This window comes from Dactylosporangium sp. CA-139066 (assembly GCF_050936175.1).
Lineage (GTDB): Bacteria > Actinomycetota > Actinomycetes > Mycobacteriales > Micromonosporaceae > Dactylosporangium.
This window is the reverse complement of record NZ_JBNJNH010000001.1, coordinates 6008692-6031823: the sequence shown is the minus strand read 5'-3', so window position 1 is coordinate 6031823 and position 23132 is coordinate 6008692. Positions and strand designations below refer to the sequence as shown.

The 23132-nt window shown below is 69.4% G+C and carries 20 protein-coding genes; 13 read left to right on the top strand and 7 right to left on the bottom strand.

Features of this window, described 5'->3' with window-relative positions; translation table 11 throughout:
- Genes ACQEVU_RS27690 through clpB form a run of 4 tightly spaced genes read left to right on the top strand, consistent with a single transcriptional unit; the run spans position 1 to position 4424 of the window.
- On the top strand, positions 1-543 hold the full coding sequence (locus ACQEVU_RS27690; protein WP_433328480.1) for a nucleotide exchange factor GrpE: 543 nt from the start codon (positions 1-3) through the stop codon (positions 541-543).
- Positions 536-1504: a DnaJ C-terminal domain-containing protein gene (locus ACQEVU_RS27685; RefSeq protein WP_433328478.1), complete on the top strand. Its 969-nt coding sequence runs from the start codon at positions 536-538 to the stop codon at positions 1502-1504. Before ACQEVU_RS27690 ends, ACQEVU_RS27685 begins: the two co-directional genes overlap by 8 nt.
- Complete coding sequence (locus ACQEVU_RS27680) at positions 1501-1800, top strand: chaperone modulator CbpM (protein ID WP_433328476.1); 300 nt, start codon at positions 1501-1503, stop codon at positions 1798-1800. The genes ACQEVU_RS27685 and ACQEVU_RS27680 overlap by 4 nt, the downstream gene beginning before the upstream one ends.
- Complete coding sequence (gene clpB, locus ACQEVU_RS27675) at positions 1782-4424, top strand: ATP-dependent chaperone ClpB (RefSeq protein WP_433328474.1); 2643 nt, start codon at positions 1782-1784, stop codon at positions 4422-4424. The genes ACQEVU_RS27680 and clpB overlap by 19 nt, the downstream gene beginning before the upstream one ends.
- A 101-nt stretch (positions 4425-4525) precedes the next feature.
- On the opposite strand, the gene ACQEVU_RS27670 is transcribed toward clpB, so the two are convergent.
- From ACQEVU_RS27670 to ACQEVU_RS27655, 4 genes are all read right to left on the bottom strand, one after another.
- The gene (locus tag ACQEVU_RS27670) at positions 4526-5206 is read right to left on the bottom strand and encodes a BON domain-containing protein (RefSeq protein WP_433328472.1); all 681 of its coding nucleotides are present in this window, start codon (positions 5204-5206) and stop codon (positions 4526-4528) included.
- A gap of 106 nt (positions 5207-5312) precedes the next feature.
- The gene (locus ACQEVU_RS27665) at positions 5313-6986 is read right to left on the bottom strand and encodes an FAD-dependent oxidoreductase (protein ID WP_433328470.1); all 1674 of its coding nucleotides are present in this window, start codon (positions 6984-6986) and stop codon (positions 5313-5315) included.
- 228 nt (positions 6987-7214) lie between these two features.
- Positions 7215-8525 (bottom strand): glutathione-independent formaldehyde dehydrogenase, encoded by a 1311-nt coding sequence (locus tag ACQEVU_RS27660; protein WP_433328468.1) that lies wholly within the window; start codon positions 8523-8525, stop codon positions 7215-7217.
- A complete protein-coding gene (locus tag ACQEVU_RS27655; protein WP_433328466.1) occupies positions 8522-10114 on the bottom strand; it encodes an MFS transporter in 1593 nt (530 codons plus the stop codon). Before ACQEVU_RS27655 ends, ACQEVU_RS27660 begins: the two co-directional genes overlap by 4 nt.
- Before the next feature lie 496 nt (positions 10115-10610).
- Between ACQEVU_RS27655 and ACQEVU_RS27650 the strand changes: the two genes are divergently transcribed.
- The 5 genes from ACQEVU_RS27650 to ACQEVU_RS27630 all read left to right on the top strand — a co-directional run bounded on the left by ACQEVU_RS27650 (position 10611) and on the right by ACQEVU_RS27630 (position 15511).
- Complete coding sequence (locus tag ACQEVU_RS27650; RefSeq protein WP_433328464.1) at positions 10611-11324, top strand: cysteine hydrolase family protein; 714 nt, start codon at positions 10611-10613, stop codon at positions 11322-11324.
- A gap of 104 nt (positions 11325-11428) precedes the next feature.
- On the top strand, positions 11429-11953 hold the full coding sequence (locus tag ACQEVU_RS27645; protein WP_433328462.1) for a type 1 glutamine amidotransferase domain-containing protein: 525 nt from the start codon (positions 11429-11431) through the stop codon (positions 11951-11953).
- A 171-nt stretch (positions 11954-12124) separates the two neighbouring features.
- On the top strand, positions 12125-13792 hold the full coding sequence (locus ACQEVU_RS27640) for a GMC family oxidoreductase (RefSeq protein WP_433328460.1): 1668 nt from the start codon (positions 12125-12127) through the stop codon (positions 13790-13792).
- Between the two features lie 31 nt (positions 13793-13823).
- Complete coding sequence (locus ACQEVU_RS27635; RefSeq protein ID WP_433328458.1) at positions 13824-14543, top strand: gluconate 2-dehydrogenase subunit 3 family protein; 720 nt, start codon at positions 13824-13826, stop codon at positions 14541-14543.
- Positions 14544-14785: 242 nt separating this feature from the next.
- Positions 14786-15511 (top strand): FadR/GntR family transcriptional regulator, encoded by a 726-nt coding sequence (locus ACQEVU_RS27630; RefSeq protein WP_433328456.1) that lies wholly within the window; start codon positions 14786-14788, stop codon positions 15509-15511.
- Positions 15512-15576: 65 nt separating this feature from the next.
- On the opposite strand, the gene ACQEVU_RS27625 is transcribed toward ACQEVU_RS27630, so the two are convergent.
- The 3 genes from ACQEVU_RS27625 to ACQEVU_RS27615 are packed head-to-tail and all read right to left on the bottom strand — an operon-like array spanning position 15577 to position 18060.
- Positions 15577-16416, bottom strand: a complete 840-nt coding sequence (locus ACQEVU_RS27625; RefSeq protein ID WP_433328454.1) for an N-acyl homoserine lactonase family protein — start codon at positions 16414-16416, stop codon at positions 15577-15579.
- Positions 16413-17060, bottom strand: coding sequence for a dihydroxyacetone kinase subunit DhaL (dhaL, locus tag ACQEVU_RS27620; protein WP_433328452.1), 648 nt, complete (start codon positions 17058-17060; stop codon positions 16413-16415). Before dhaL ends, ACQEVU_RS27625 begins: the two co-directional genes overlap by 4 nt.
- A 1-nt stretch (position 17061) precedes the next feature.
- A complete protein-coding gene (locus ACQEVU_RS27615; protein ID WP_433328450.1) occupies positions 17062-18060 on the bottom strand; it encodes a dihydroxyacetone kinase subunit DhaK in 999 nt (332 codons plus the stop codon).
- Between the two features lie 157 nt (positions 18061-18217).
- Here ACQEVU_RS27615 and ACQEVU_RS27610 point away from each other — a divergent pair, with 157 nt between their 5' ends.
- The 4 genes from ACQEVU_RS27610 to ACQEVU_RS27595 all read left to right on the top strand — a co-directional run bounded on the left by ACQEVU_RS27610 (position 18218) and on the right by ACQEVU_RS27595 (position 23056).
- Positions 18218-19822, top strand: a complete 1605-nt coding sequence (locus tag ACQEVU_RS27610) for a sugar ABC transporter ATP-binding protein (protein ID WP_433328448.1) — start codon at positions 18218-18220, stop codon at positions 19820-19822.
- On the top strand, positions 19819-20847 hold the full coding sequence (locus ACQEVU_RS27605) for an ABC transporter permease (RefSeq protein ID WP_433328446.1): 1029 nt from the start codon (positions 19819-19821) through the stop codon (positions 20845-20847). Before ACQEVU_RS27610 ends, ACQEVU_RS27605 begins: the two co-directional genes overlap by 4 nt.
- Positions 20844-21845: an ABC transporter permease gene (locus tag ACQEVU_RS27600; protein ID WP_433328444.1), complete on the top strand. Its 1002-nt coding sequence runs from the start codon at positions 20844-20846 to the stop codon at positions 21843-21845. The genes ACQEVU_RS27605 and ACQEVU_RS27600 overlap by 4 nt, the downstream gene beginning before the upstream one ends.
- Positions 21846-21913: 68 nt before the next feature.
- Positions 21914-23056, top strand: a complete 1143-nt coding sequence (locus tag ACQEVU_RS27595; RefSeq protein WP_433328442.1) for a sugar ABC transporter substrate-binding protein — start codon at positions 21914-21916, stop codon at positions 23054-23056.
- The last annotated feature ends 76 nt before the right edge of the window (positions 23057-23132 follow it).

The following is a 23132-nucleotide window of genomic DNA, read 5'->3' as shown; positions in this document are numbered from 1 at the left end:
ATGACTGAGCCGATCGCCTCCGCGCTCCCGACACCGCCGTCCGCCAGCGACGAGGTTGCGGAGCTCACCGATCGTTTGCACCGGGCGCTCGCCGATGTGGACAACACCCGCAAGGCGGCCGACCGAGACACGGCGGCGCTGCGGCTGTCCGAGCGGCTCGCCGTGTCCGCGGCATGGCTACCCGTCCTCGACCATATCGACCTGGCGCTGCAGCACGCCGATGCCGACCCGCAGTCGATCGTCGCGGGCGTGCAGCAGGTGCGCGAGCAGGCCGTGCGCGTCCTGTCGCAGCTCGGCTTCCAGCCGATCGACACGCCGGGCGTGCCGTTCGACCCGCAGCGGCACGAGGCGGCCGAGGCGGTCCAGGACACCGGCGCCGAGCCCGGGACGGTGGTGCGGGTGCTGCGGCCCGGGTTCGCGGCCGGAGACCGGCTGCTGCGGCCCGCCGTGGTTGTCGTGACCGCGTTCCCGGAGCTGCCCGAGGACACCACCGCCGGCACCGGGGACGACGCCCGACGGGACGGCGGAGCGGACGGTGGCTGACGGAACCGACTTCTATGAGGTGCTCGGCGTGCCCCGGGACGCCGACGCGGAACAGATCCAACGCGCGTACCGGACCCTGGCGCGCCGGCACCATCCGGACGTCAACAAGTCGCCGGGTGCGGAGGACCGGTTCAAGAAGATCAACGAGGCGTACACCGTGCTGTCGGACCCGAAGAGCCGGCGCAAGTACGACCGGTTCGGCGAGGCGTGGCGGCAGGTGCCCGACGACTACGAGCAGGCCGGTGCTCGGGCCGGCGGAAGCGGCAGGACCGGTGCGGGGTTCGGAAACTTCGGCGGGTTCGGCGGGTACGGCGGCCCGCGAGAGTACTCGTCCCGCGCGGGCGGCGGGATCGACGTCGAGGACCTCCTGGAGGGCCTGTTCGGTCAGCGGTCCGGCCGGGCGCGCGGCTACGGGCCCTCGCCTGGCGCCGACACCGAGGCCGAGATCACGATCGGCGTCGAGGACGCCTACCACGGCGGCCGGCGCCGGATCACGCTGCCGGACCCGAACGGGCAGCCGCGGCAGTACGAGGTGAACATTCCGGCCGGCGTGACCGAGGGCCAACGGATCCGGCTCGCCGGACAGGGTTCCTCGGGCGCGGGCGGCGGACCCTCCGGCGACCTGTACCTGGTCGTCCACCTGGCGCCGCACCCGCGCTACCACGTCGAGGGCCGCGACGTCATCGTGGACCTGCCGGTGGCGCCCTGGGAAGCGGCCCTCGGCGCGACCGTGCCGATGGAGACGCCCGGCGGGGCGGTGCAGGTGCAGGTGCCCGCGGGCTCGTCGTGCGGGCGGCGCCTGCGGCTGCGCGAGCGCGGCCTGCCGAACCCCCGGGGCAACCCCGGTGACCTGTTCGCGAAGGTCAAGATCGTGGTGCCGACGCGGCTGCCCGACGAGGAGCGCCGCCTCTTCGAACAGCTGGCGAAGGTGTCCTCGTTCGAACCGCGAGGTGCGTCATGACCTATGCGCTGGTGCGGCCACGGTACCTGTCGCTGGACGCGTTCGCTGCCGCCGCCGGACTGCACCCGGAGCTGGTCGCCCGGCTCGCCGCTCTGGGCCTGTTGGAGCCGTCCGTGGACGCCCGCGGCATCCGCTGGTTCCGGCCGGCGGACTTGGCCGTCGCGGCGCGGATCCACCGGCTGCACACCGGTCTGCCGCTCAACTACGCCGCCATCGGTGTCGTGCTCGACCTGCTCGACCGCATCGACGAACTGGAAGCAACGCTCAGGAGGCGGTCATGGACCTCAACCGGCTGACCGAACGATCTCAGCAAGCCCTCCACGACGCCCAGACCAAGGCCCTGCGCTTCGGCCACACCGAGGTCGACGGCGAACACCTGCTGCTCGCCCTGCTCGACCAGCCGGACGGCATCGTCCCACGGCTGCTGGCCACCATGGACGCCGACGTCGACCAGGTCCGCGAACGCGTCGAGGCGGAGTTGAAGCGCCGGCCGTCGGTCTCCGGGCCCGGCGCCCAGCCCGGTCAGGTCATGGTCACCCAGCGGCTCGCCCGGTCGCTCGAGACCGCCGAGCGCGAGGCCGGCCGGCTCAAGGACGAGTACGTCTCCGTCGAGCACCTGCTGCTCGCGCTCGTCGACGAGGACACCGGCACGGCCGCCGGAAGGATCCTGCGTGACCTGGGCATCAGCCGGGAGCGGGTGCTCACGGCCCTCACCGGCATGCGCGGCGCGCAGCGGGTCACCTCCGCCAACCCGGAGGCGGCGTACGAGGCCCTGGAGAAGTACGGCCGGGACCTGGTCGCCGACGCGCGCGCCGGCCGGCTCGATCCGGTCATCGGCCGCGACGAGGAGATCCGCCGCGTTGTACAGATCGTGTCCCGCAAGACCAAGAACAACCCGGTGCTCATCGGCGACCCCGGCGTCGGCAAGACCGCCATCGTCGAGGGCCTGGCGCAGCGGATCGTCAATCAGGACGTGCCGGAGGGCCTCCGCGACAAGACGATCTTTGCGCTGGACATGGGCTCGCTGGTCGCCGGGGCGAAGTACCGCGGCGAGTTCGAGGAGCGGCTCAAGGCGGTGCTGTCCGAGGTGACCGCCGCGGAGGGACGCATCCTGCTGTTCATCGACGAGCTGCACACCGTCGTCGGCGCCGGCGCCACCGAGGGAGCCCTCGACGCCGGGAACATGCTCAAGCCCATGCTCGCCCGCGGTGAACTGCGGATGATCGGGGCGACCACGCTCGGGGAGTACCGCAAACACATCGAGAAGGACGCGGCCTTCGAACGGCGGGTCCAGCCGATCCTGGTCGAGGAGCCCTCACCGGAGGACGCCGTCACGATCCTGCGCGGGCTGCGGGAGCGGCTGGAGGTGTTCCACGGGGTGCGCATCCAGGACGGTGCGCTCATCGCCGCTGTCCAGCTGTCCCACCGGTACATCCCGGACCGTTTCCTGCCGGACAAGGCGATCGACCTGGTCGACGAGGCCTGCGCCATGCTGCGCACGGAGATCGACTCCCAGCCGGCCGAGCTCGACGAGGCCAGCCGCCGGCTGATGCGCCTGGAGATGGAGCAGGCCGCACTGTCCAAAGAGGAGGATCCGGCGAGCGTCGCCCGCCGCGACCAGATCCAGCGGGAGATCGCCGACCTGCGCGCCCAGGTCGACGCGATGCGGGCCCAGTGGAACGCCGAACGGCAGGCGATCCGCAAGGTCCAGTCGCTGCGGGAGGACATCGAACGCATCCGCCGCGAGGCCGAGCACGCCGAACGCGCCTACGACCTGGACCGCGCGGCCGAGCTGCGGCTGGGCAAGCTCCCCGAGCTGGAGCGCAAGCTGGCGGCCGAGGAGGAGCGGCTCACCTCGAAGCAGAGCGGTCACCGGCTCCTGCGCGAGGTGGTCACCCCGGACGAAATCGCGCAGATCGTGTCCCGGTGGACCCACATACCGACCAGCCGGCTACTCGAAGGCGAGCGCGAGAAGCTCCTCCGCCTCGACGAGATCCTGCACGAGCGCGTCATCGGCCAGGACGAGGCGGTGCAGGCGGTCACCGACGCGATCATCCGGGCCCGCTCCGGCATCCGCAACCCGCGCCGCCCGATCGGTTCGTTCCTGTTCCTCGGCCCCACCGGCGTCGGCAAGACGGAGCTGGCCAAGGCGCTCGCCGAGGCGCTGTTCGACACCGACGAGAACATGGTCCGCCTCGACATGAGCGAGTACCAGGAACGGCACACCGTCGCCCGGCTCGTCGGCGCCCCGCCCGGCTACGTCGGCTACGAGGAGGGCGGCCAGCTCACCGAGGCCGTGCGCCGCAGGCCGTACTCCGTGCTGCTGCTCGACGAGATCGAGAAGGCGCACTCCGACGTGTTCAACACCCTGCTGCAGGTGCTCGACGACGGCCGGCTCACCGACTCGCAGGGCCGCACCGTCGACTTCCGCAATTCAGTCGTGATCATGACCAGCAACATCGGCTCGCAGTACCTCCTCGAAGGCGTCACCAGCGACGGAATGCTCACCGACGAGGCGCGCGCGGCGGTCATGACCTCGCTGCGCGGGCACTTCCGGCCCGAGTTCCTCAACCGCATCGACGAGACCGTGCTGTTCAAGCCGCTGACCCTGGCCGAGATCGAGCTGGTGGTCGACCTCATGCTCCAGGACCTGCGCAACCGGCTCATGGAGGACCGCCGCGTCGGGCTGCGGGTCACCGAAGCCGCCCGACGGCACATCGCGGCCGAGGGATTCGACCCGGTGTTCGGCGCTCGGCCGCTGCGCCGTTATCTGCAGCGGCAGGTCGAGACGCCGATTGCCCGCCTCCTTCTGCGGGGCGAGATCCGCGACGAGGCAACAATTCAGGTCGACCTCGGCCGGGCCGGTCTCCAGATCGACTGGGCCGGCGCACCGGCCGACGTCGGCGCCGCGCCGTCCTAGCCGCGAGCCGGACCGCTCGCTCGCGCTCGCCCCGACCTTGATGGGTCGGGGCGAGCGAGCTTCGAGCTTCTGGTGCTGAGCGGGCGCTACCTACCTACATATCAGGAGGGGGCGACGACGATGCGGTTCTCGACGGTGGTCACGCCGGGCGCGGACCAGGCCACCCGTTCCGCCTCCTGCCGCTCCGCCCACGAGCGGACCCGCCCGGTGAGCACGATCTTGTCGTTCTGCACGTCGACGTTGAGGTGCTCGGCGTCGGTTTCGGCACTGCGTACGAGTGCCTCCTCGATCCGCCTGCGCAGGTCTTTCGGCGACGGCTGCACCCGCGGACGCACCGAAAGCAGATTGGTCACCCCACGCACACCAGGCAGCTTGTCCACGGCGCGTTGCGCGGCCCTGCGCTCATGCTCCCACTCGACCTCGCCGCGCAGCGTGACCCAGCCATTCGTCACCGTCACCTCGACGTGGTCGATCGGGACGAACGCGTCCCATTCCAACGCGCGGACGGCTGCCGCGGCGATCTCCGAGTCCGGCAGCTGCGCCGCGACCGGCAACCGAACCTCGATGTCGTCGGCGACCGCCTTCACTCCACGTATCCGGTGCGCCGCACGCTCGGCGGCCCACTTCTTCGAGTAGTTGTCGACCCATCCGGCCAGCGTCACCACGCCGTGGTGTACCCCGACCGCTATGGCATTGGGCTGCAGGCGGGAGTCCCATCGTAGTTCCTCGATCACGTCCCGCTCGATGTCGGCGTCGGCGCGAGTGAAGGTTGCGGTGCTCATGGCTGCTCCTTCCGTCGGGCCACATTCAACCGTTCTGCGCGAAACCACCTGGTGGGAGTGGTGTGCTCCTCGACACTGCAACGGGCTGACGAGGAGGTCCGGGAAGCTATCGGGGGGTGGCTGCGGTGTCGTCGGCGACGCGGCCGGTGCTTTGGAGGTACTTCCATACCAGCTGCACTGCCGTGGCGCCTTCGCCCACGGCCGAGGTGACCCGCTTGATCGACCCCCGGCGCACGTCGCCGGCGGCGAACACGCCGGGCAGGTTGGTCTGCAGCAGAGACTGTCGCTGCGGGCCCGGCTCGTCGCTGTCCGGGCCGGTGAGGATGAAGCCGTCCTCGTCGGTGGTGACCTGACCGGCCAGCCAACCGGTGCACGGCTGCGCGCCGATGAAGACGAACAGCGCACGGGCGGGAAGCTCGCGGCGCTGCCCGGTGCGCTCGTCCTCGACCACGAGCCGTTCGAGTGTGTGGCCGCCCAGCAGCTCGCGTACCTCGGTTCGGAGGTGGGTCTCAACGGCCGGTGTCGTCTCGATTCGATCAACCAGGTAGCGCGACATGGTCTCGCCGAGGTCCTTGCCGCGGACCAGCAGGTGCACGGCCCGCGTGTATTTCGACAGGAACAGCGCCGCCTGGCCCGCCGAGTTGCCACCGCCCACGACCGCGACCGGGTCGTCGCGGCAGAACAATGCCTCCGGGAGGGTCGCCGCGTAGTACACGCTGGTCGCTTCGAACTCTTCGAATCGCGGGACGTCGAGCTTGCGGTACTGGACGCCCGTCGCGATCAGGACGGTCCGTGCTGTGACCTCACCGCCGTTGTCCAGCTCGATGACATAGTTGCCTTCTCGTTCCTCCAGCCCGCGCGCCCGAGCCGGCACGCTGAATCTGGCTCCGAACTTCTCCGCCTGCACGACCGCCCGCTCGGCCAGTTCCCCGCCGGAGATCCCGGTCGGGAAACCCGGATAGTTCTCGATCTGTGACGTTCGGCTGGCCTGACCGCCGGTGGCGAACTCGTCGAGGGTGACCGTCTCCAGCCCCTCCGAGGCGCCGTAGACGGAGGCGGCGAGGCCTGCCGGGCCCGCCCCGACGATGGCGAGGTCGCACACCGTGGCGCCGGGTTGAGGTGCGGGCAGGCCCACCGCCTGTGCCAGCTCCGCGTTGCTCGGCTTACGCAACACCTGCCCGGCCGGGCAGATCACCACCGGAGTCTGCTCCGCTGGCACGTCGAGTTCGCGCAGCAGTGTCTCGGCGTCCTGGTCGGTCTCCACGTCGACCCACTGGTAGGGAATGCGGTTGCGGGCTGCGAACTCGCGCAGCCGCCGGTTGTCGGGCGAGAAGCAGGATCCGATGATCCGAAGCCCGGCGCCGCGGCCGATCAGCAGGGAGCGGCGGATCAGGTACGCCTTCAGGATCCGGTCACCCAGGCTGGGATCCCGCGCGCAAACGGCCTTGAGACGGTCGACCGGCACCCTGAGGACCTCGCCCGGCTCGCGCACCTGCGATGTGAAGAAGGCGGCCTGGCCGGTGAAAAGGCTCAGCTCCCCCAGAAAGCGCTTGGGGCCGTGCACGCTGATGACACGTTCGTCGCCGCCGAACCCGTCGACATTGGCTACCTTGCCGGCGAGCACCACGAAGAAGTCGTAGTTCTCCTCACCCTCCCGGATGAGCACCTCGCCGGTCTGCGTGCGGTAGCGCCGGCCCTCGGCGGCGAGGGCGTGGATCTGGGCGTCATCCAGGCGTGGGTAGGCCCCGTCGCGGTCCGGCGTCTCGGCCAGCACGTTCACATCGCCCTCCTTACCAGGAAGGCGATCTACCCGAAGCGTCGCCGGCTAACCCTCGTTCCCCGCCATGTCGGGCTCACAAGGTTCGAAGCATCCAGCGGCCGGCTGGAACAGCGTACGATGCGCATCTCGCGCTCGACGCCTCGCTCGGCGGCAGCGCCACGTCGCCCAGGTCGCCGATGGAAGCGTCGTCCTGGGCGACGTAGTGGTTGGTGACCTCGCACCTTCGCGTCAGAGGTCCGGGTGCATGATCACCTTGGTCCAGCCGCGCTCACGCTTGTCGAAGTGCTCGTAGCCTTCCGGTGCCCGGTGCAGCGGCAGCTCGTGCGACACGATGTACGACGGCCGCGCCTTGTCCTCCACGATAAGGTTGAGCAGCGCGCGGTTGTAGTTCTTGACGTTGCATTGCCCGGTGGCCATCGTCTGGCCCTTGGTCCAGAACATGCCGTAGTTGAAGGCGGACTTCCCGTGCTTGTACAGCTGATCGGGGCTGCCGGGGTCCTCGGGTACGAAGACGCCGACGACGCCGATCGTGCCGGCGAACTTGACGGTCTGCACGAGTGAGTTCACCGTCATCTCCGGGTGCTCCTTCCCGGACGCGTCGTGGGCCTGGTAGCCGACGCACTCGCAGCCCCGGTCCGCGCCGAGGCCGTTCGTCTCCTCCATCACCCGGTCCACCACGGACTCCTTGGAGGCGTCGATCGGAATCGCACCGATCTTCGAGGCGAGTTCCAGGCGGTCCTGATGGTGATCCACCACCATGATCTTGGCGGCGTTTTTGATCGTCGCCGAGAGCGCGGCCATCTGACCCACCGGCCCGGCGCCGTAGATCACCACCGAGTCGCCGGGCTGCACGCAGGCGAGCTGTGTCGCGTGCCAGCCGGTCGGGAAGATGTCCGACAGCATCACGTAGTCGCGCTGCCGGTCCCGGTCGCGAGCGTTCTCCGGCAGCACGAGGCAGTTGAAGTCACCGAAGGGCACCCGCAGCATCTGGGCCTGACCGCCGTTGTACGGGCCCATGCCGGCGAAGCCGTACGCGGCGCCGGCCATGTTCGGGTCCGGATTGGTCTGCAGGCAGAAGGCGGTGAGGCCGCGCTCGCAGTTCGCGCAATACCCGCAGGAGATGTTGAACGGCAGGCATACCATGTCGCCGACGCGGACCTTGTCGACGCCCTCGCCTACCTCGACCACCTCGCCGAGGTTCTCGTGGCCGAGGATCCGGCCGGTCTCCATGTCTGTGCGGCCCTCGTACATGTGCAAGTCGGAGCCGCAGATGTTGGTAGTGGTGATCCGGACCAGGACATCTTGCGGGTGCTCGATGCGCGGGTCCGGCACGTCCTTGACCGCGACGTTACGCGGTCCCTCGTACACGACAGCCTTCATGACTCGCGCAGTACCCGGCCACTGGCCGTTGAACTGGCCGGCCGGGCGAACCGGAGGATGTCCCTGTGGGCTTGTCAAGCCGCGAGGCGGATCTCTGCGCGCGGCATCGCGCGGCTTGTTTTTTTCTTGCTCCGTGATCCTGCCCGGCTGACCGCTCAACGCTCGCTCGGGGCACCGGCCGGCAGCAGGTGCGCGACCTCGGGAGCGGTCGCGGCGAGCGCGTACGCCCGGTGCTCGGCCTCGACCTCGAAGCCCGTCGCCCGATGGGAGTGCTGGCGCATGTGCTCCTCCCAGCTCGGCACCTGGAACACCTCGACGAACGTGCCCGGATGCTCTCCCTGGCGGTACAGCCGCCACCGCGTCGCGCCGGTGCGCCGCCGGCCTTCCCCCACCCGCTCCATGGCGTCCACGAACTTGGCCTCGTTCGTCGGCTCGACCCGGTAGGTCACGACGACGAGCACCGGGCCGGCTTCGGGCTCCGGTTCGAGCTCGAGGTGAGGCACCGGCCAGTACACCGTCGGGTTCCGGTCGATGTGGTGGGTGTCGAACAGCGGCAGCAGCCGGACGGTGGCGGCGCCGAGCAGCATCGCAGCGCCGGCGGTCGTGAAGGCCCAGACCAGGCCGGTGCGGGTGGCCACCGCGCCCCACAGCAGCGCGCCGATCGCCTGGCTGCCGAAGATCACGATTTGGTACACCGAGAGCCCGCGCGCCCGTACCCACACCGGCAGGAACAGCTGCATCTGCGCGTTGATGTTGGACAGGACCGCCACCCACGCGATGCCGGCCGGCACGAGCGCGACGGTCACCGCGAGCATGTTGTGCCACAGCGCGATGAGCAGCAGGCAGCCGGCGTAGGCGGCGCTGGCCACGAGCAGGGCGACGTTCGTCGGCAGCAGCCGGTGCAGGTGCGGCAGGACGATCGCGCCGATGATCGCGCCGACGCCCAGGGCGCCCATGAGCGTGCCGTACCCGCCCGCGCCGACGTTCAGCAGCCGGCTCGCGACGAGCGGCAGCAGCGCCCACAGTGCGGTGGCGGGCACCACGAACAGCGTGGAGCGCAGCAGGATCCGGCGGGTCACGGGGGAGTGGCGCACGTACCGGCCGCCGGCGCGCAGCGCGGCCAGGAAGCGCTCCGGGTCCTCGCTCGCCGTCATCGGCCCCGGCCGCCAGGCGATGAGCACGGCCGCGAACACCGCGATCGACAGGGCGTTGAGCGCGAACACGGCCGCGATGCCGATCCACGCGATCACAAGGCCGGCCAGCGCCGGGCCGACGGCGCGGGCGAGGTTGATGCTGACGGCGCCGAGCGCCGAGGCATGGGCCAGTTCCCGGCGTGGTACCAGCTCGGGGATGAGCGCACCGAAGGCCGGGGCCGTCAGCGCCGCGCCCGAACCGAGTGCGAACGTCAGCGTCAGCATCAGCGCCGGCGTCATCGCGCCGAGCGCGGTCGCGACCGCCATCGCGGCGCCGACCGTTGCCATGCACACCTGGACGGCGATGAGCAGGTGGCGGCGGTCCAAGATGTCGGCGAGGACGCCCGCGGGCAGGGCGAGCAGCAGCACCGGCAGCGTGGTCGCGGTCTGGACCATCGCGACGAGGATGTCCGCGCCCGGGATGGACACCAGCAGCCACTGGGCGCCGACCGTCTGCATCCACGTGCCGATGTTGCTGACCAGCAGCGCGATCCACAGGGCGCGGTACGTCGGCACCCGCAGCGGCGCCCATGCCGAACTCGCCGGTCCCCTCACCTGTCCCAGCGTCGCGGTCACGTGAGCTACGTACCCACTCGGTACGGCTTGTCGCGCTCCTACCGCGGTTTTCCGCGGAAGTCCGGTCACTGCACGTGCGGGACGTAATCGCGCGACTCGCCGGGATCGCCCGGGCGGGAATCGGCTTCCGGGTGCGTGGAACCGGCGTCGGCCTGCCTGCATCGTCTCGTCACGAGTGGTTCGCCGGTTGCGACGGGCTCAGCAACGCCGCGCCACGAGCATCGTCGGGGTCCATCGCATCCGCGTGTTCGTTCGGACCTGCCCGGCAACTGTGGGTGTAACGCTCCCGAAGTCAAGACGAAACACCTCTTGACACTGCCGCAGGCTGGATTAGTGTTCAGACCACCTGCTCACCCGATCAGATGTTCGCCGGTCGGGTGACGGCGGCGATGCCACGGCGTGCGCTCGGGGGGCCGGGCGACCGCCATCAACGTATCGGGCTTCCACGCCCGCCTCAGACGCCAGAGGAGGATCGATGTCTTCGCTCGACTTCACCTACGAGAACATCGACAAGGTCATTGACCGGTCGACCTGGGTGGCCCCGGTCATCGACCCGGAGAAGACGATGCTGCTGGTGCTCGACATGCAGAAGGCGTGTGCTGAGCCCGGCGGTGCCATGTACATCCCGAGCGTCGGCGGCGCTCCGGAGGGCAAGGACGTCGTCCAGCCGGTGGTCAACGTGCTCGAGGCCTGTCGTGCCAAGGGTATCCCGGTCGTCTGGTCCTTGTGGGGCCTGCGCGGTGACGGCAAGGACGCCGGCTTCGCCGACAGGAAGTGGGGCCTCGTGGGCCAGCTGGACACGTTCCCGGGTTCCTGGGGCAACGGAGGCGACGAGCTGGTGGACGAGCTCAAGCCGCTCGACGACGAGCCGGTGATCCGCAAGCACCGGTTCTCCTCGTTCTACGGCACGGCGCTGACCGAGTACATGCGCCGCGCGGGCCGCGACACCCTCGTCGTCGCCGGCCTGTCCACCGGTAACTGCCAGATCTCCACCGCGATCGACGGCAACAACCAGGACTTCAAGATCATTGTCCTGGCCGACACGACCGCCGCCATCCCGGCCTCCATCCCCGGCGGCGCTGAGCAGCCGCTCGGCTACGGCCAGCACTGGGAGGCCCTGCGCAACATCCAGGCCAACCACGGCGATGTGCGCACCAGCGTCGAGTTCCTGGAGATGATCGGGGCCTGAGTCCCGCAGTTCCGGGCCGGTCGGCGGACGCCCTGCACACGGCCCGCCGGCCGGCCGTATTCGGCACCACCGAACAATCCGTCAGTACGAAAGAAGGACGTGAAATGTCGCTTTCAGGCAAGCGCGTGGCCCTGCTGATCGAAGACGAGTACCAGATCCTCGAGGGCTGGTACCCCTTGCTGCGCCTGCAGGAAGCCGGCGCCGACGTTCGCGTCATCGGCAGCGGTACCAAGAACGTGTACGACAGCAAGGAGCACTACCCGATGCAGGCTGACGCCGCCGCGCAGGACGTGTCCGCCGCCGAGTTCGACGCGGTGGTCATCCCCGGTGGCTTTGCTCCCGACAACATGCGCCTGCACCCGGAGATGGTGGACCTGGTCCGCGACGCCTACGAGTCGGGCAAGCTCGTCGCCGCCATCTGCCACGGCGGCTGGATGCTCGCCTCGGCCGGCGCGACGAAGGGCCGCCGGATCACCGGTTACCTCCCGATCCGGACCGACGTGGAGAACGCGGGCGGGACGTGGGTCGACGAGCCGGTCGTGGAGGACGGCAACGTCATTACCTCCCGCACGCCGGTCGACCTGCCCCAGTTCGGCCGGGCGATCGTCCAGTACCTCGAGCGCGCCTAGCGCGTACGGCGGCGGGCGAGCCGCGAGCACGCTGCAGTCCGTCGCCGTGCGGTGCGCCGAGTGCATCGAGCGCCGGCACGCCGACATCGCCGCCCAGAAGACCACGCCCGGCAACGCCGACGCGCCCGGCTTCTGACCTCTTCATGGCCCATCCAACAAGGGGATAAAGAAATGGCATACACCCCCAAGCCGGAGCCGGTCGACGCGATCGTCGTGGGGCTCGGCGCGACCGGTGGCACCGCCGTCAAGGTGCTCGCCGAAGCCGGCATGAAGGTCGTCGGCTTCGACCGTGGTCCGTGGCTGCGTGCTCACGAGCATTACTCTGGCGACGAAGTCAAGTACGTCAATCGCAACTACCTCTGGCCGGATCCGAAGCTGTTCCCCAGGACGCTGCGCCATGACGAGAACTCGGTCGCCGAGGTGTTCCCGTTCTCGCCGACCCCGCAGCTCGTCGGCGGCGGCACCAACCACTGGGCCGGCTGGGTGCCGCGGCCGCGCGAGTCGGACTTCATCCAGCGCACGCTGCACGGCGACCTGGAGGGCGCGAGCATCGCCGACTGGCCGATCCGCTACGAGCACCTCGAGCCCTACCTGACCAAGGTGGAGTGGGAGTTCGGGGTCTCCGGCGTGGCCGGCGCGGACAAGTACGAGCCGTTTCGCAGCAAGCCGTACCCGAGCGCGCCGCTGCGCCCGACCCGGTTCGGCAAGCGGTTCTACGACGCGGCCAAGAAGATGGGGATCAACGCGTTCCCGATCCCGCACGCCATGGTCACGAACAGGCACAAGGGCCGTGATCCCTTCAACAAGACCAGCTTCTGGAACCAGTACGGCGACCCGAGCGGCGCCCGGTCGAACACGCTGACCACCTTCATCCCGGAGGCGGTGGCGACCGGCAACTTCGAGCTGCGCTCCGAGTGCTTCGTGCGGGAGATCAAGGTCGGCAAGGACGGCCGGGCCACCGGCGTCGTCTACATCGACCCCGACGGTCACGAGGTCGAGCAGGACGCGAAGGTGGTCGTGCTGAGCCTCGGCGCCATCGAGTCGGCGCGGCTGATGCTGATGTCGAAGTCCGCGCAGTACCCCGACGGCCTTGCCAACTCCAGCGGCCTGGTGGGCAAGAACGCCACGTTCCACGAGTACGTGTTCGCCGTCGGCCTGTTCGACAAGGAGGTCGACGACCCGCTGTACGGCTGGGCCGGCAACTACATCAGCGGCGGAACGTTCGAGTTCTACGAGACCGACGAGTCCCGCGGCCACATCGGTGGCTGCCTGATCTCAGCCTCGCAGACGGTCCATCCGGTCAACTGGGTCTTCCCGGGCCGGCCGAGCTGGGGCAGCGCCCTCAAGGACGCCGACCGCGACTACTTCAACTACGCGATGAAGATCGGCGCGATCCTGCACGACATGCCGCGCGAGTCCAACCGCGTCGACCTGGACCCGACCGTCAAGGACGCCTGGGGCCTGCCGGTCGCCCGGATCACCCACCAGCCGCACGACAACGACGTACGCATGAGCAAATGGCAGGTGGACAAGAACGCCGAGATCCTCGAGGTCGCCGGCGCCCGCAAGACGGTCCCGGTCTACCTCGACCGGATGACCGGCAACACCTGCCACCAGCACGGCACGGCCCGGATGGGCAACGACCCGGCCAAGTCGGTGCTCAACGAGTGGTGCCAGACCCACGACATCGACAACCTCTTCGTCGTGGACGGGGCGGGTTTCCCGACCTCGACCGGCGTCAACCCGACGCTGACCATGATGGCCAACGCCTGGCGTGCGTGCGACTACATCGTCTCGACCTATGCCAAGGGCCGCGAAGAGCACATCAAGGTCAACTAGCCAACCGCGTTCACCAAGGAAGGAGGGCGTTGTGACCCTCAAGGCCGACTGGGAGATCGCCGGTTCGCCGGTCGACCCCGACTCGAACGAGCGGCTGTTCTTCACCGAGCACGAGTGGGAGACGGTCGAGGCCGCCACAGCCCGCATCATCCCGACCGACCACGACCCCGGCGCGCGTGAGGCGCGGGTGGTGGTGTTCATCGACCGCTACCTGTCCGGCATCGACTACATCTTCGCCGCGGCCGACGGCAGCGGGTTCCTCAGGCTGACCGGCAAGTTCGCCGAGGCGTGGCGGGCCCGGATGTGGGACATGCAGCAGACGTACCGGCAGGGCATTCGCGACCTGGACGCGGTGGCCCGGACCAACTACAACACCGACTTCAAGGACCTGACCGAGGAGCAGCAGGACAGCGTGCTGGAGATCTCCTCCGGCGCGCCGAAGCCCGCCAAGGTCACCCTGGGCACGACGGAGGCGGTGACCACCTTCCTCCAGGGCACCTTCGACGAGGGCATGGCCTTCTTCCCGGCGCTCTGCCTGCACACCAAGCAGGGCTTCTACTGCGACCCGGTCTACGGCGGCAACAAGGACCAGATCGGCTGGAAGGTCATCGGCTTCCCCGGCCCGAAGTCGCTGAAGGACACGATGGACGGTACCTACGACACGAGCCCGTACTTCATGGAGGGCGAGTACACCTGGGAGGACCTCGTTCCGCACCTGCGGGAGCATCCATTCCAGCCGGTCGGCGGGTGACCCGGAGCGGGAGCCGGTCCGGCTTCGCCATCGCGTGACCCAGGCTCCCGGCGAAATGACACGAGTCTTCGCCGGGAGCCGGCGCCGTCCCGTTGTCATTTGCCAACCGCGCCGTCCAACGGCAAAAGTAAGCGTCTATCGCGACGATGGTAGGATTGTGTTCAGGCCACCTGACCATTGCCGATGAGACTTGCTCCATTTCGGGTGAGACAGTGAGTCCGCTCAGTGAAGGGGGTCACGTGATGACCGGCACCAGCAACGGTGGCATCGAACCGGTGCGCCGGCTGAAAGTCGCCGATTCGGTTGCTGCCCAGCTCGAGCAGCTGATCACCCGCGGCGACTACAAGCCCGGCGAGAAGCTGCCGCCGGAGCGTGTCCTCGCCGAGCGGTTCGGCGTCGGGCGCAGCTCGATGCGTGAGGCGATCCGGGTGGTCGAGGCCGCCGGCCTGCTGCGGACCGATCACGGCCGGGGCGTTTTCGTCATCAGCGACAAGAAGGCCCGCCCGACGCTGTCCGAGCTGCTGGTGTTCGACGACTTCACTGTCCCGGAGCTGTTCGAGGTGCGGTTGTCGCTTGAGCCGGACGCCGCGAGCCTCGCCGCCCGGCGCATCACCGCGCAGGAAGGTGCCGAGCTCGAGCGGATTCTGGCCGAGGCCGCCGATCCGCAGCTGAGCGACGACGCGTTCGTCAAGCTCGACGCCGAGCTGCACCGCGCGATCGTCCGGGCGACGAAGAACACGCTGCTGCTACGGCTCATGGAGAGCATCGAGCCGCTCTTCTTCAAGTACTCCCACCGAGTGATCCAACTGCCCGGGCGCCGGGCGCACGCGCACGAGGGTCACGTCAAGCTGTGCCAGGCCATCATCGGCCACCGGCTGCGCGACGCCAGGATCGCGGCGCTCAACCACATCCGCGACGTCGAGCGTGACATCGCCGAGCACCTGGAGCAGGCCGGCGAGCGGCACTGAGCCCGTAAACGCCGAAGAGCCCGCCCCGCAGCGCCGTTGCTGCGGGGCGGGCTCGCTTCTGTGGGTCAGGCGCCGGCGGCGAGGTCCAGCATCGGTGCGTGGTGCCGCGCGGGCCGGTGGCCCACCTTCCGCAGCGGCTCGGGCGCCTTCGGCATGGCCTCGAACAGGGCCAGGTCGTGGCCGGTGACGAGGAGGGCGTCCGTCGCGGCCGCCAGCGCGGTGAGCCGGTGCATGGACTGCACGGCCGTCACGCTGTCGGTGGTGATGCCCGGCGGAAGATCCTCCTCGATGCACGTGGCGGTGTTGATCGCATCGCCGGCGACGACGACGTTGCCCAGGTCGGGGACGTCCCAGAGCACCACCGACTGGTGCCCGGGGGTGTGGCCCGGTGTCATCACCAGCTGGATGCCGGGGAGCATGTGCCAGTCCCCGTCCGCGAGCGTCCATCTCGTCCTCGTGAAGTCCGCCGGCACGTATGCCTTGCCGGCGTGCCCGTCGGGGCTGAGCGCCCACCGGTGCTCGGCGCGCTGCACGACGTGGACGGCGTCGGGAAAGATCCGCCCGCCGCCGGCGTGGTCGTGGTGGAGGTGTGTGTAGACCACGGCCCTGACGTCACGCGGCGCGAGGCCGAGCAGCCGGAGCTGCTCGGCGGGGTGGTGGTGCGGCTCCATGAGGGGGCGGGCGGCCGTCGCCAGCTCAGCTCCCCAGGTCCCGACCGGGTCGGTGATCACGCCGGGGTCGTTGCCGGTGTCGATCAGGAGGTACCCCGCGCTGGTGCCGACGAGGAACATCTGGATCGGTACCGCGATGCGGCGGCCGAAGGCGGAGCCTGGCACGACGACACTCGACTCCACCTCCAGCAGGCCGCCGTCGAGGAGATGGAGCGAGGTGACGGACGACTTCATGCGGCTGCCGCCTCGGCGCTGGCGTGCAGGCATCGCAACAGCAGCGCCATCGAGGTCGCGCCGGCGTCGACGTGGCCGCGGCTGCGGTCGCCGAGGTAGCTTCCCCGGCCCATCCTGGCCACCATGTCGGCGGTGGCGTCGCGACCCTCCTCGGCCGCCGCGGCGGCGCGCCCGAGCGCCTCCACGAGGCCACAGGAGCGGGTGTCGAGGGACTGGAGCACGGTGACGGCCGGGTGGATCGCGTCGACCAGCGTCTTGTCGCCCGGTGCCGAGCCGCCGAGCTCGCGGATACCGTCCAGGGCGGAGCCCAGGCCTGCGCGGAGGCCGGCGAGGTCCAGGGCGGTCCGGCCCTCGCCCACGTCGCTCAGCCGGAGGAAGAACGTGCCGTAGAGCGCGCCGCTGGCGCCGCCGACGGAGTTGACCAGGGCCATGGCGGCGGCCGACAACTGCTCCTGGACGTCGGTGAACGCTGCGTTGCGCAGCAGGGCCTGCACCGCAGCGGCGCCCTGGCTGAGGTTCGAGCCGTGCTCGCCGTCGCCGGTGGCCGAGTCGAGCTCGTTGAGGTGCGACTCCGCGGCGATGACCTCGGCGCAGAAGCGCTCCAGCCAGGCCGTCACGGCGTCCTGCGACAGTTCCGCGGTCATGTCAGACTCCCCAGCGCAGCGACGGAGTGTGTACGGGCCGGTCCCACAGGTCGAGCATGTCGTCGTCGACGTGGAGCACGGTCAGCAGCGCACCGTGGGAGTCGAGCGACGTGATGTAATTGCCCACCAAGCTGCGGACCGGGTCGGCGCCGAGCTTCACCAGGCGGTCCCGGACCGCGGCGAACAGCCCGTGCAGCTCGATGGAGGGGGTGGAGCCGAGGCCGCTGAGCAGGACCAGGACGCGGTTGCCCGCCTGGAGGCCGAGCTCGGCGGTGACCTTTTCCAGCAGGACGTCCGCGATCTCGTCGACCGGCGGGAGCGGCCGGCGCTCGTGGCCGCGGTCGCCGCCGATGCCGACACCGACCTCGTACTCCCCGTCGGGCAGCTCGAACGTGCGCCGCCCGGTCTTCGGGTGTGTGCAGGAGCTCAACGCGACGCCGAACGTCCGGCTGCGCTCCACGACCCGGCGGGCCAGGCCGGCGACGTCGTCGAGCGAACGCCCCTCCTCGGCCGCGGCGCCGCCGATCTTCTCGACCAGCACCGTGGCGCCCAGTCCGCGGCGCCTGCCCGCGAGCTCCGGCGGGAAGGACGCGTCGTCGTTGACCAGGACCTTCTCGATCCGGATGCCCTTGCGGCGCAGGATCTCGGCGGCGAGCCCGAAGTTCATGACCTCACCGCCGAAGTTCTTGATGATGTACAGCACGCCCGCGCCGTGGTCGGCGCTCTCGGTGGCCGCCATGATCTGGTTCGGCACGGGGGAGGTGAACACCTCACCGGGGCAGGCGGCGTCGAGCATGCCCAGCCCGACGTAGCCCGCGTGCAGCGGCTCGCAGCCGGATCCGCCACCGGAGATGAGTCCCACCTTGCCGGGTCGGGCCGCGGCCCGCCGGACGACGATGCGGCGTTCCTGGTCGAACTCGACTACGTCGGGGTGGGCCGCAGCCAGTCCGCGCAGGTAGTCCGCGACGACCGTGGAGGCCACGCCCATGATTTTCTGCACCCTGTACGCCCCCTTTCTGCATGGATAGGCCGGGCGGTGTCGGCACCGGGCCGGGAGGAAGAAACCGCGGGAACCTCTTGACTTTGCGGTTGCGCGCTCAGGATATTGGTCCGACCACCCGATCACAAGACCAGTGGTTCGCGGGAGAGGAACAGGTATGAAGGCGCCGTCCCCACTGCCGGCCGAGGCGCAGCAACCCGTCGAGGTGCCGCACCTGCGTATGACGGACATCCGAAAGCGTTTCCAGGGCGTGCAGGCCCTCGACGGGGTGAGCCTGTTGGTGCGCAGCGGCGAGATCCACGCCCTGCTCGGTGGCAACGGCGCGGGCAAGTCGACGTTGCTGAACGTGCTGTCCGGCACCGTCACGCCGGACTCCGGCCGCATCGAACTGGCCGGCGAGGAGGTGTCGATCGGTCACCCCCGGCAAGCGCAGGCGCTGGGGATCAGCACCATCCACCAGGAGCTCTCCACGGTGCCGGACCTGACCGTCCTCGAGAACATCTTCCTCGGGCGGGAGGAGGCGTTGACCGGCACCAAGTCGCTGTTCGTCAACCGCCGCCGGATCGCCCGTCAGATCCAGGACCTGGCCGGCGAGTTCGGCATCAGCCGATCCGAGCTGTGGCGTCCGGTCGGTGAGTTCGGCGCCCTGAAGAAGCGCGCCATCGAGATCGTCAAGGCTTTGGCCGTACCGCCGAAGATCCTGATCCTCGACGAGCCCACGTCGGGCCTCGAGGAGCACGAGAAGACGCTGCTCTTCGAGCACATGCGCAGCCTGCAGCGCCGCGGTGTCGCGCTGATCTGGGTCACCCACCACCTCGACGAGATTTTCGGGCTGGCGGACGTGGTCACCGTGATGCGCGACGGGCGCACCATCGCGCGCACCGAGACGGCGCGGCTCACGAAGCGCGAGCTGGCCGCACAGATGTTCGGCGGCGACGCCATGGAACTCATGGAGGCCGCCGACACCGTTCCCGCGCCGAGGAACCGGGCCGACGGCGACGACGCGCCGCCGCGGCTGCGGGCGCGGAACCTGACCCGCCACGGGGTGCTCCGCGACATCTCCTTCGAGGTGCGGCGCGGGGAGATCCTGGGCATCGCGGGACTGGCCGGCGCCGGGCGCACCGAGCTGGTGCGGGCCCTCATGGGCCTGGACAGGCTGTCGTCCGGCCAGATCGAGATCGACGGGCGGGTCCGCCGGATCCGCCATCCGAAGGTGGCCTACAAGGCGGGCCTCGCCATGGTGCCGGAGGACCGTAAACAGCTGGGCATCCTCGCGGAATTCTCCGTCGCCGAGAACATCTCCATCGCCGAGCTCGGCTCCGTCACGGCCGCCGGTGTGCTGCGCGGGCGGCGCGAGCGGACGCTTGCCGACGGGTACATCCGCAGCCTCGGCATCAAGACCCCGGACGGCACGGAGATGATCCGCAATCTCAGCGGTGGCAACCAGCAGAAGGCGATCATCGCGCGTTGCCTGAACACCAAGCCGTCGATCCTCATTTTCGACGAGCCGACCCAGGGCATCGACATCCACGCCAAGGCCGAGGTGCACCGCCTCATCCGGGAGGTTGTGCAGGAGGGGACTTCGGTGATCGTCATCGCCTCAGAGTTCTCCGAGCTCATCAGCCTCTGCGACCGGGTGGTCGTCCTGAACCGCGGAGCGCTCGTCGGCGAGATCCGCGACATCCCCGACCGGGTGGCGACAGAGGGCTACGACGCCGTCAAGCACGCCATCATCGACAAAGCATCGAGAGCTGACCGATGACAACATTTCGCTCGGGCGCCGCTCGAATCCTCGGGATCGAGGGCGTTCCCATCCTCCTGGCCTTCATGGCGGTCACCGTCGGCTTCGCCTTGGCCGTACCGTCGTTCGCCGACGGTGACTCCATCAAGTACTACCTCAACGAAGAAGTTCCGATCTTCATCATCACGGCCGGTCTGGCCCTGGTCATCATCGCCGGCGGGATCGATCTCTCGGTCGGCGCCGTCCTGGGCCTGAGCGCGGGCACCTCGCTGTGGGCGTCGATGCACGGGTTCAACTCGGTGGTGGCGGTGCTCGTCGGCGTCGGGACGGGCCTGGCCTTCGGGCTCGTCAACGGCCTGGTGATCGTCAAGTTCCGGCTCAACGACTTCATCGTGACGCTGGGAACGCTGAACGTGGCCGCCGGCCTGCTCGTGGTGCTCACCGACCACGTCCAGCTCGTCGGGACGCCGGACTCGAAGTACCTCGCCGTCGCCCGTACCTCCGTCGCGGGCCTCACCAGTGCCATGGTGCTGGCGGTGGTTGTCATCGCGGTGCTGCACCTCGTTCTGGTCAAGACCCCGTTCGGCCGCAAGATCCGCGCGACCGGCATGGGCAGTGCCCCCGCGTTGGTCGCCGGAATCGACGTCGGGCGGGTCAAGCTCTACGCCTACCTGGTGTCGGGCGCCCTGGCCGGATTCGCCGGCGTGCTCCTGGCCTCCCGGCTCAACTCCGTCCAGCCCGGCATGGCCAGCGGTTACGAACTCGTCGCGGTCGCCGCAGCGGTGCTCGGCGGCGTGAGCCTCGCGGGCGGCCGGGGCGGCATCTGGCAGGCCGGACTCGGCGCGCTGCTGCTGGTCACCCTCAAGCAGGGTTTCCGGCTCATGGGCGTCGACCCGCTCATCTTCTCCATCATCACGGGCGTCTGCATCCTCGTCGGCGTGATCGTGGACCGCGGTGTCCGCCGCTTCGCGCTGACGTTGCGTACCCCCGAGCCCGTCCAACCACCGGCCAGCGAACTGCAGCCAGCGACAAGTGAGGGACGATGACCACCATCGGGACTGAGCGGGTGTCCGCGTTCCGCATCCGGGTCCTGCGGGATCCCTCGTTCGGCATCCTCGCGCTCCTGGTCGTCGCGGTGGCCGTGATGTCGTTCGCCGAACCGACGTTCGCCACCGCCGGCAACCTGACCAACATCGTCAACGCGATGATCACCGTGAGCTTCCTGGCCATCGGTATGACCGTGGTCCTCATCGCCGGCGGTCTGGATCTGTCGGTGGGATCGGTGATGGGCCTCAGCGCGGGTGTGGCGGCCAGTTGCCTCAACAACGGACTGTCCCTGGCGGTGGCCTTCCTCGCCGCGTTGGGCGTGGGTGCGGGCATCGGCCTGATCAACGGGCTGTTGATCACGAAGCTGGGCATCCCGGACTTCATCGCGACCCTGGCCATGCTCGGCCTGGCCGGTGGGTTCCTGCTGTACTGGACCGCCGGTGTGCCGATCCTCGGCTATATGACCGAGCCCTACTACTACGTCGGCGGGCTCCGCCGGATCCTCGGCCCGATCACCGTGCCGATGCTGCTGGTGCTCGTGGTCGGCGTGGTGGTCTCCGTCTTCCTGCGCCGCACCGCCCTCGGCGTGAAGTTCTACGCGGTCGGCAGCTCACCCACCGGCGCCATGCACGCCGGCATCCGGGTCGACCGCATCAAGATCGCCGCGTACGTCATCAGCGGGCTCATGGCCGCGGTGGCCGGCATCCACATCGCCGGCCGTACCACCACCGTGCCGCCTCTGATCGGCAACGGCTACGAGATCAGTGCCATCGCGGCGGCCGTGATCGGCGGCGCCTCGCTGTCCGGTGGCAAGGGGCGGGTGATCGGCGCGCTCGTCGGCGCGCTCACCCTGACGCTGACCCGCAACATCATCAACCTGACCGGCGTCGAGTCGAGCTGGCAGGCCGTGGTCACCGGCCTGGTGCTCATCCTCGCGATCCTGGCGAACCAGGCGTGGAGCGGCATCGCCCGTTCGGTCGGTGCTCCCCGGCGCTGACGCGCAGCGCGGACAACAGACATCCCGGTAACACCCCTATACACCCCACACAGTTAGAGGAGATCGACATGGCCAACTTCGAAGGGTTGTCGCGCCGAGGCCTACTGCGGACCGCCGGGTTGCTGACCGGGGCGGGCGTAGGCGGGGCACTGCTCGCCGGTTGCTCGCCCAACGGCGGCGCATCGGGCGCCGGCGGTGGCGGTGGCGGCGGGACGGCCGGCGAGTCGTTCGACGAGGCTGTCAAGAAGATTGTCAACGGCCGGGAGATCAAGGTCGGCTTCACCCCGCCGGTCCTCTCGGAGAACTTCACCCAGATCGAGCACGCCGCCTGGCGCAAGATGAACGAGTACGAGCAGCGGTTCGGCTGCCGCTGGACCTGGGAGCGCCAGGCGCCGGTCGGCGACTTCAACGCGGTGCAGGGCACCCTCGGCATCGTCCAGTCGTGGGTCTCGCGCAAGTTCGACGCCATCGCCGTGTGCACCGGCGCCAACTTCGCGACGGTGCAAGGTCTCTACCGCGACGCCTCGGCGAAGGGCGTCAAGATCTACCAGTTCAACCAGCCCGCCGAGCTCTACCCCGAGGACCAGCTGCAGACCGTCACCAACGTCGGCTACGACAACAGGTGGCAGTCGGGCTACCTCGCCGGCAAGTACATCGCGGAGAAGCTCAAAGGCCAGGGCAACATCCTGCAGATCTGGGGCCCGTCCGGCTCGGACTGGACCCGCGGTCGCAAGATCGGCTTCGACAAGGCCCTCACCGAGTACCCGGGGATCAAGGTGGTCGGCGAGGCCGACGGCGGATACGTGCGCGACAAGGGCTTCGCCGCGGCGCAAGACCTGCTCACGAAGAACCGTAACGTCAACGCCGTCTACGGCGAGAACGAGGAGATGGCCCTGGGCGCGTCCCAGGCGATCGACACCGCCGGCCTCAAGCACTGGGACGGCACCAGCGGGATCCTGACCGTCGGCGCCGACGGCCTCGTCTCCGGCTACAAGCAGATCATGGCCGGCAAGCTGACCGCCACCGTGGACATCGGCGGCATCGACCAGGGGCAGAACCTCATCGAGGCGATTTTTGTCTCGGCCGTGCTCGGCCAGGCGGTGACCCAGTTCATCAACAACCCCACTCAGGTGGTCGACAAGTCCAATGTGGACTGGCATCTCGCGTACACCGAGTGGGGCCTCGCAGCCCCGAAGAAGTACGGCGCCTGAGTCGACGGATCAGGCCTGAAGGGTGGGCCGGCGGTGTTCCAGCCGCCGGCTCACCTCAACGTCCAGCAACACCAAC